The organism is Streptacidiphilus monticola (assembly GCF_042658505.1).
GTDB classification, from domain to species: domain Bacteria; phylum Actinomycetota; class Actinomycetes; order Streptomycetales; family Streptomycetaceae; genus Streptacidiphilus; species Streptacidiphilus monticola.
In genome coordinates, this window is record NZ_JBHSQJ010000124.1 from 1 (window position 1) to 6,090 (window position 6,090).

Annotated in this window: 6 protein-coding genes, 4 tRNA genes and 1 pseudogene; 6 read left to right on the top strand and 5 right to left on the bottom strand. The window is 73.4% G+C overall.

The window, feature by feature from the left end:
• Window positions 1–303 (bottom strand): annotated as a pseudogene (locus ACFP3V_RS25850) (hypothetical protein); the annotation flags it as partial.
• Window positions 304–478: 175 nt separating this feature from the next.
• On the opposite strand from ACFP3V_RS25850, the gene ACFP3V_RS25855 reads away from it, so the two are divergent.
• Complete coding sequence (locus ACFP3V_RS25855; protein WP_380588154.1) at window positions 479–955, top strand: DsbA family protein; 477 nt, start codon at window positions 479–481, stop codon at window positions 953–955.
• A gap of 54 nt (window positions 956–1,009) precedes the next feature.
• Here the strand turns inward: ACFP3V_RS25855 and ACFP3V_RS25860 are convergent, their stop codons facing one another.
• The 3 genes from ACFP3V_RS25860 to ACFP3V_RS25870 all read right to left on the bottom strand — a co-directional run bounded on the left by ACFP3V_RS25860 (window position 1,010) and on the right by ACFP3V_RS25870 (window position 3,760).
• Window positions 1,010–1,846, bottom strand: coding sequence for a GNAT family N-acetyltransferase (locus ACFP3V_RS25860; protein ID WP_380588157.1), 837 nt, complete (start codon window positions 1,844–1,846; stop codon window positions 1,010–1,012).
• Between the two features lie 61 nt (window positions 1,847–1,907).
• Window positions 1,908–2,729 carry an aminotransferase class IV gene (locus ACFP3V_RS25865; RefSeq protein WP_380588160.1) on the bottom strand — a complete coding sequence of 274 codons (822 nt, stop codon included), beginning with the start codon at window positions 2,727–2,729 and terminating at the stop codon, window positions 1,908–1,910.
• 17 nt (window positions 2,730–2,746) lie between these two features.
• Window positions 2,747–3,760: a chorismate-binding protein gene (locus ACFP3V_RS25870; protein ID WP_380588167.1), complete on the bottom strand. Its 1,014-nt coding sequence runs from the start codon at window positions 3,758–3,760 to the stop codon at window positions 2,747–2,749.
• A 259-nt stretch (window positions 3,761–4,019) separates the two neighbouring features.
• Here ACFP3V_RS25870 and ACFP3V_RS25875 point away from each other — a divergent pair.
• The 4 genes from ACFP3V_RS25875 to ACFP3V_RS25890 all read left to right on the top strand — a co-directional run bounded on the left by ACFP3V_RS25875 (window position 4,020) and on the right by ACFP3V_RS25890 (window position 4,387).
• A tRNA-Gly gene (locus tag ACFP3V_RS25875) sits at window positions 4,020–4,092 on the top strand.
• A gap of 34 nt (window positions 4,093–4,126) precedes the next feature.
• Window positions 4,127–4,200: transfer RNA gene (locus ACFP3V_RS25880), tRNA-Cys, on the top strand.
• A 1-nt stretch (window position 4,201) separates the two neighbouring features.
• Window positions 4,202–4,273: transfer RNA gene (locus ACFP3V_RS25885), tRNA-Val, on the top strand.
• Window positions 4,274–4,315: 42 nt separating this feature from the next.
• A tRNA-Val gene (locus tag ACFP3V_RS25890) sits at window positions 4,316–4,387 on the top strand.
• Between the two features lie 143 nt (window positions 4,388–4,530).
• Here the strand turns inward: ACFP3V_RS25890 and ACFP3V_RS25895 are convergent.
• The gene (locus tag ACFP3V_RS25895; protein ID WP_380588163.1) at window positions 4,531–4,710 is read right to left on the bottom strand and encodes a hypothetical protein; all 180 of its coding nucleotides are present in this window, start codon (window positions 4,708–4,710) and stop codon (window positions 4,531–4,533) included.
• Between the two features lie 381 nt (window positions 4,711–5,091).
• Between ACFP3V_RS25895 and ACFP3V_RS25900 the strand changes: the two genes are divergently transcribed.
• The coding region (locus ACFP3V_RS25900) for a serine/threonine-protein kinase (protein ID WP_380588165.1) at window positions 5,092–6,090 on the top strand (999 nt) is incomplete at its 3' end.

The following is a 6,090-nucleotide window of genomic DNA, read 5'->3' on the forward strand; positions in this document are numbered from 1 at the left end:
CTCGCCGCCCCGCCTGGCGGAGCGCCGCCGCAGCAGCCCGGTCGCCAGCAGGAGCAGCACGGCCGCGCCCAGCATCGCGAATCCGGCCCAGACGCGCGGATCGAACACGAGGTGGGTGGCCCAGGAGCCGATGGCCTCGCCCACCTTGCGGAACATGGTCACCAGCCCGGTCAGGTAGAGCCCGGCCGGCACCAGCGCCAGCGCGAACCACCGCACGGCCGCCCGGCGCCTGCGCCGGACACCCGACAGCACGGCCAGGACCAGGAAAGCGACGGACACCAGCAGGCACACGGTCGCGGTCATCGTGCTCAGCCTCCCTCGGCCTGGTGCTCTCCCGGAGCTCCCTCCGGTGAAGATGCCCAGGAGCCTCCTCGACCATCCTCCCCCGAACGGCTCCGGCGAGGTGCCGAATCCGATACGCCTCCGGGACAACCGCCTGTTCCGCAGCTCCCCGCAGGTGGATGGGAGAATCGGGGCCATGACCCACAAGACCGTCGAGTTCTGGTGCGAACTCCAGTGCCCCGACTGCGCCACCGCCCTTGAGGACGTCCGGGCCCTCCGGGAGCAGTTCGGGGACGGCGTCGAGATCGTCCTGCGGCACTTCCCGCTGCCCAAGCACGCCCACGCCTTCGCCGCCGCGCAGGCCGCGGAGGAGGCCTTCGCGCAGGGGCGGGGCTGGGAGTACGTCGAGGCCGTGCTCGCCCGCACCGAGGAGCTGGGCCGGAAGGGCGAGAAGTTCCTCGTCCAGGTGGCGGACGAACTCGGGCTCGACGCCGAGGAGATGGACACCGCGCTGATCGACGGCCGGCACATCCTGACGGTCGACGCCGACCAGGCCGAGGGCAAGGCCATCGGCATCAAGGGCACGCCCACCTACGTCGTCGCCGGCACGCGCCTCGACGGCGGCGAGAGCCAGGCCGGCCTCCGCGACCGGATCGTCGAACTCCTCGCCTGACCGCCACGCCGCCGTGGGCAGCCCACCACCACGCGGGGGCTGCCCACGGTGCCGCTAGAGCGGCTTGGTCAGGGACCAGCGGAAGGTCCGGTAGCCCAGCGACTCGTACAGGGCGTTCGCCGCGACGTTGTCCGCGAACACGTTGAGGCCGAGTCGGCTGCGGCCCGCGGCCCGGGTTTCCCGTTCCGCGAGGTGCAGCAGGGCGCGCCCGTACCCGCGGCCGCGGAAGCGGGCGTCCACCAGCACGTCGAAGATCCACGGCGGCCGCGCCTGCGAGTCGGCCGTGTTGAGCCACAGCCAGCCCGCCACCTCGCCGTCGGCGGTGACGAGTTCGCGCAGCACCGTGTCCGGGGAGTGCGGCCCCTGCGGCAGCATCGACACGTGGTCCGCCTCCGATTTGGCGCGCGCCTGAGCCGGCGTCAGACCCGTTCCCCGGAGCACCTCCTCGTAGGTGGCGACCTCCCGTGCGTACCAGCGCCCGTACGCCTCTCCCTCCAGCGGACGCGCCGAAAGGCCGTCCGCCAGGCCCGGCTGAGGGCCCGTCAGCTCCTTGACCATGTTGCGCGAGCGCAGTCGGTAGCCCAGCGCGCCCGTCCACCGCAGCAGCCGTTCTGGCTCCTCCGGCTCCAGGGGGTTGAGCATGACGCGGTCCGCACCCCACTCGCGCAGCACCTCCTCCGCGGCCAGGACCGCGGTCGTGCCGCGACCCCGGCCCCGCCCCTCCGGCTCGACGAAGAGCTCGGTGATCTCCGCGACGCCGCGCTCCGCGGCCCGCAGTTCCAGGGCGATGCGGCCGACCGGGCGGCCGTTGACGCAGATCGCGTACGCGCGTGCCCGGGATCCGTCGGCGGCGCGCGCCTCCGCGGCCTCCGGCCGCAAGGTGGTCGTCATGGGCTCACGCTCCCGTGCTCAGGGCTGCCGGTGGTCAAGGTCTCCCGGTGGCTTCCGGTGCTCAGGGCTCCAGGTCCTCGGCGGCCCGACGCGCGAAGACCTCGGCGACCCCGGCCGTCACCGGCCCGGGGGCGCCCGCGATCTCGCGGTCGTCCACCCGGGAGACGCCCTGCACGTCCCGCAGCGTGCCGGTGAGGAAGACCTCATCGGCGGTCCGCAGCACCTCGTACGGCAGCTCGGCCTCCTCCGCACCGGTCCACTCCAGGACCAGTTCGCGGGTGATCCCGGCCAGGCAGCCGGAGGCGAGCGGCGGGGTCAGCACCTTGCCTCCGACGACCACGAAGACGTTGGAGCCGGTGCCCTCGCACAGCTCGCCCTTCGTGTTGGCGAAGATCGCCTCCGAGGCGCCCTGTGCGTGCGCCCGTGCCAGGGCGACCACGTTCTCCCCGTACGACGTGGTCTTCAGGCCCGTCAGCGCACCGCGCTCGTTGCGCGTCCACGGGACCGTCACCACGGCCGCGGCGCCCGCGCGCACGGGCGCCGGGCTGACCGCGACCACGAGCGTGGGCTCGGCGTCGCCGCGGTCGGAGCCCAGCGGCGCGATGCCGCCGGTGTAGGTGATGCGCAGCCGGCCGAGCGGCATCGGGTTGGCGGCCAGCGCCTCGGCGCAGGCCAGCTCCACCGTTTCGCGCTTGGGCGCGGGCAGGCCCAGCCCGGCCGCGGAGCGCTCCAGCCGGTCGAGGTGGCGGCGCAGCGCGAAGGCCCGGCCGTCGAGGGCCTTGACCGTCTCGAAGACGCCGTCGCCGACCGTCAGTCCGTGGTCCAGGACGTTGACCTCGGCCTGCTCCGCCTCGCGCAGTTCTCCGTTGACCCAGATCCGCACCGCGGGCCTCCTCCGCCTCAGTGTGCCGCTTGCGGCTCAGACGCTATCGCGAGCAGGCGCGCGGCCTTGAGCTCGGTCTCGTCCCACTCGCGTTCCGGGTCCGAGCCCCAGGTGATGCCCGCCCCGGTGCCGAAGCGGACCTCTCCCTCGGCCCGGTCCACCCAGAACGTCCGGATGCCGACGGCGAGTTCACCGACGCCCCGGTCGGCGTCCACCCAGCCGACCGCACCGCAGTACGGGCCGCGCGGCGCGGTCTCCAGCTCCTCGATGATCCGCAGCGCGCTGGACTTCGGCGCACCGGTGACCGACCCCGGCGGGAAGGCCGCGCCCAGCACCTCGGGCCAGCCGGCACCGTCCCGCAGCCGCCCCTCGACCGTGGAAACCAGGTGCACCAGCCCCGGGTGCTTCTCCACCACGCACAGCTCGGGGACGGTGACGCTGCCGGTCTCGCAGACCCGGCCGAGGTCGTTGCGGACCAGGTCCACGATCATGACGTTCTCGGCGTGGTCCTTCTCCAGCAGGTCGGCCTCGGTGCGCCCGGTCCCCTTGATCGGACCGGAACTGACGGTCCGTCCGTCCCGTCGCAGGAACAGTTCGGGCGAGGCGGTGGCCACCTCGACTCCGTGCCCGGGCAGCCGGACCACGCCGGCGTAGGGCGCCGGATTGCCCTGGGCCAGCCGCGTGGCGAGCGCGTCGACGTCGGCCCGCGCCGGGTCGGGCAGCGGCGCGCCGAGCACCCGGCACAGGTTCGCCTGGTAGACCTCGCCGCGCGCGATGTACGCGCGCACCGCGTCGACCCCGGCGACGTACTGCTCGCGGTCCAGCGAGCTGCGCCACTCCCCTGCCGCGGGCCCGAGCCAGCCGTCCGGGTCGGCGGCGCCGCCATCGGCGCGGACGTCCGCGAAGCGGGCGCAGGTGATCCGCCCCTCGAAGTCGGCGACCACCGCCCACCAGCCGGTCCCGTCGAGCACCGCGGGGTCCCCGCTGACCTCCAGCAGGCCGGTCGCGAGCCGCCCGGCGAAGCGGGCCATCGGCAGGTGGGGAGCAGGGGGCTGGGTCACGGTGCGCTCGTGTTCTGTGTGCGTTCCGGCGGGCGTCGCGCGGGGTCGCCGCGCGCCCGAAGTCTAGGTCCAGGCCGCAGGGAACGCCTGCTCGGGACGACCGCGCAGGTCACGCCGCGACGCACCCCGGTGATACGGAATTTGAGCTGGGGCGGGAATCCGCTAAAGTTCAACACGTCGCCGGGACGCGGACCGCAAGGAAACGAGCGGGAAGCGAAACGGAGATCACGCGGACGTGGCTCAGTTGGTAGAGCATCACCTTGCCAAGGTGAGGGTCGCGGGTTCGAATCCCGTCGTCCGCTCGGATCGGGGGCCGCCTGTCGGTCCCTCCGCCTCGGTGGAGTGGCCGAGAGGCGAGGCAACGGCCTGCAAAGCCGTGTACACGGGTTCAAATCCCGTCTCCACCTCCATGCGCGATTAGCTCAGCGGGAGAGCGCTTCCCTGACACGGAAGAGGTCACTGGTTCAATCCCAGTATCGCGCACTGGTCCCTCGCGGGCCTCTGCATCACCCAGCATCACCACCCGCGCGATTAGCTCAGCGGGAGAGCGCTTCCCTGACACGGAAGAGGTCACTGGTTCAATCCCAGTATCGCGCACCGAACCGAAGGGCCCGCCGGAGACGGCGGGCCCTTCGGCGTTCACGGCGTCCACGGGACCGCTGGAAGAAATGCGGCGCCGCCCCCGGGCTGCCCTCACCGACAGTCCGGAAGCGGCGCCGCCGCTCGTGGTGCGACCGGCCTCAGTGGCCGATCAGCCGCAGCATGGTGTCGGCCTGGCTCGCGAACTGGCCCCAGCCGCCGAAGGCGACCGCCAGCAGTGCCGCCACCGGCAGCGCGATGGCCAGCGCCACCAGCGGGTTCCGGGTGCCCTCGCGGCTCCGGCTGCTCCGCCGCACCGGCCCCTCCGTCCGCACGGCCATCTCCGACTCCCCGTCAGTTCCCAGCACTGCTGCTGTGATTGGTCTGCTGCTGCTCTACTGCTCCGCTGTTCCTGCTGGTCGCGGCGGGCGGGAACCTCGGGGGACGAGCGTCCCGCCCACCGCGCACGACTACCGTACGAGGGGCGGCCCTCCGGGTCGTCATGCCCGCGTACCGTCTGCCGTGCCTACCCGGGGAGGACTCTCCTCCGCAGGGACTACTACCCCAGGTGGAGACCGGGCGCGGGGCGGCTCAGGGTCGTCCCTGAGAGGCGAGTGCGTTGCGTGTCAGCGCCGGGTGCGAGGGAGTCCGTAAGCTGTGGCCTGGCAGAGACGGACGACGCCCCCACGAAGGGGACCTGACGGCGGGACAGAAACGTGGCGATGATGCGGCTCCGGCGCGAGGACCCGCGTCTCGTCGGCCCGTACCGTCTGCACCGCCGGCTCGGCACGGGCGGGATGGGCGTCGTCTACCTGGGGTCGGACCGCCGCGGCCAGAAGGTCGCGCTCAAGCTGATCCGGCCCGAGCTGGCCGAGGACCAGGAGTTCCGCACCCGCTTCGCGCGCGAGGTCGCGGCGGCCTCACGGATCCGCGGCGGCTGCATCGCACGGCTGGTCGCCTCGGACATCGAGGCCGAACGCCCTTGGCTGGCAACGGCGTACGTGCCGGGCCCGTCGCTGTACAGCAAGGTCGGGGACGAGGGTCCGCTGCCGTGGACCGAGGTCGCGGCGGTCGGCGCGGCGCTGGCCGAGGGGCTGACCCACGTGCACGAGGCCGGGGTGGTGCACCGCGACCTGAAGCCGTCGAACATCCTGCTGTCGCCCAAGGGTCCGCGCATCATCGACTTCGGCATCGCCTGGTCCAGCGGCGCCAGCACGCTCACCCACGTCGGCACGGCGGTCGGCTCCCCCGGCTTCCTCGCGCCCGAGCAGGTGCGCGGAGTGGCCGTGACCGGGGCGACGGACGTCTTCGCCCTGGGTTCGACGCTCACCTACGCGGCGACCGGTGACACGCCCTTCGGGTCCGGCAGTTCGGAGGTCATGCTCTACCGGGTGGTGCACGAGGAACCGGACCTGGAGGCGGTCCCGCCCGCACTGGCGCCGCTCATCCGGATGTGCCTGTCCAAGGAGCCCGCGGAGCGGCCCAGTCCGGCCCGCCTCTTCGAGCGGCTGCGGGAGCTGGTCGCCCAGGGCGCGGCGATCGACCGGGCCGCGTCGCCGCGTCCGCTGCCCTCCGCAGCCGCTCGGCGCGCCCCGCTGCCCCCGACGCGGCGGGAGGCGCACACCCCCGAGCGGGCGCCGGAGCGAGCGCACGACCGGGCGTCGGAGCGGACGCAGGTGGCCCATCCGGCTGGTGACGTGCCGTCAGGCGGTGGCCATCGG

Coding starts and splice junctions, on each gene's coding strand:
- ACFP3V_RS25855 (WP_380588154.1), top strand. CDS start 479: ATGACCCACAAGACCGTCGAGTTCTGGTGCGAACTCCAGTGCCCCGAC.
- ACFP3V_RS25860 (WP_380588157.1), bottom strand. CDS start 1,846: ATGACGACCACCTTGCGGCCGGAGGCCGCGGAGGCGCGCGCCGCCGAC.
- ACFP3V_RS25870 (WP_380588167.1), bottom strand. CDS start 3,760: ATGGCCCGCTTCGCCGGGCGGCTCGCGACCGGCCTGCTGGAGGTCAGC.
- ACFP3V_RS25895 (WP_380588163.1), bottom strand. CDS start 4,710: ATGGCCGTGCGGACGGAGGGGCCGGTGCGGCGGAGCAGCCGGAGCCGC.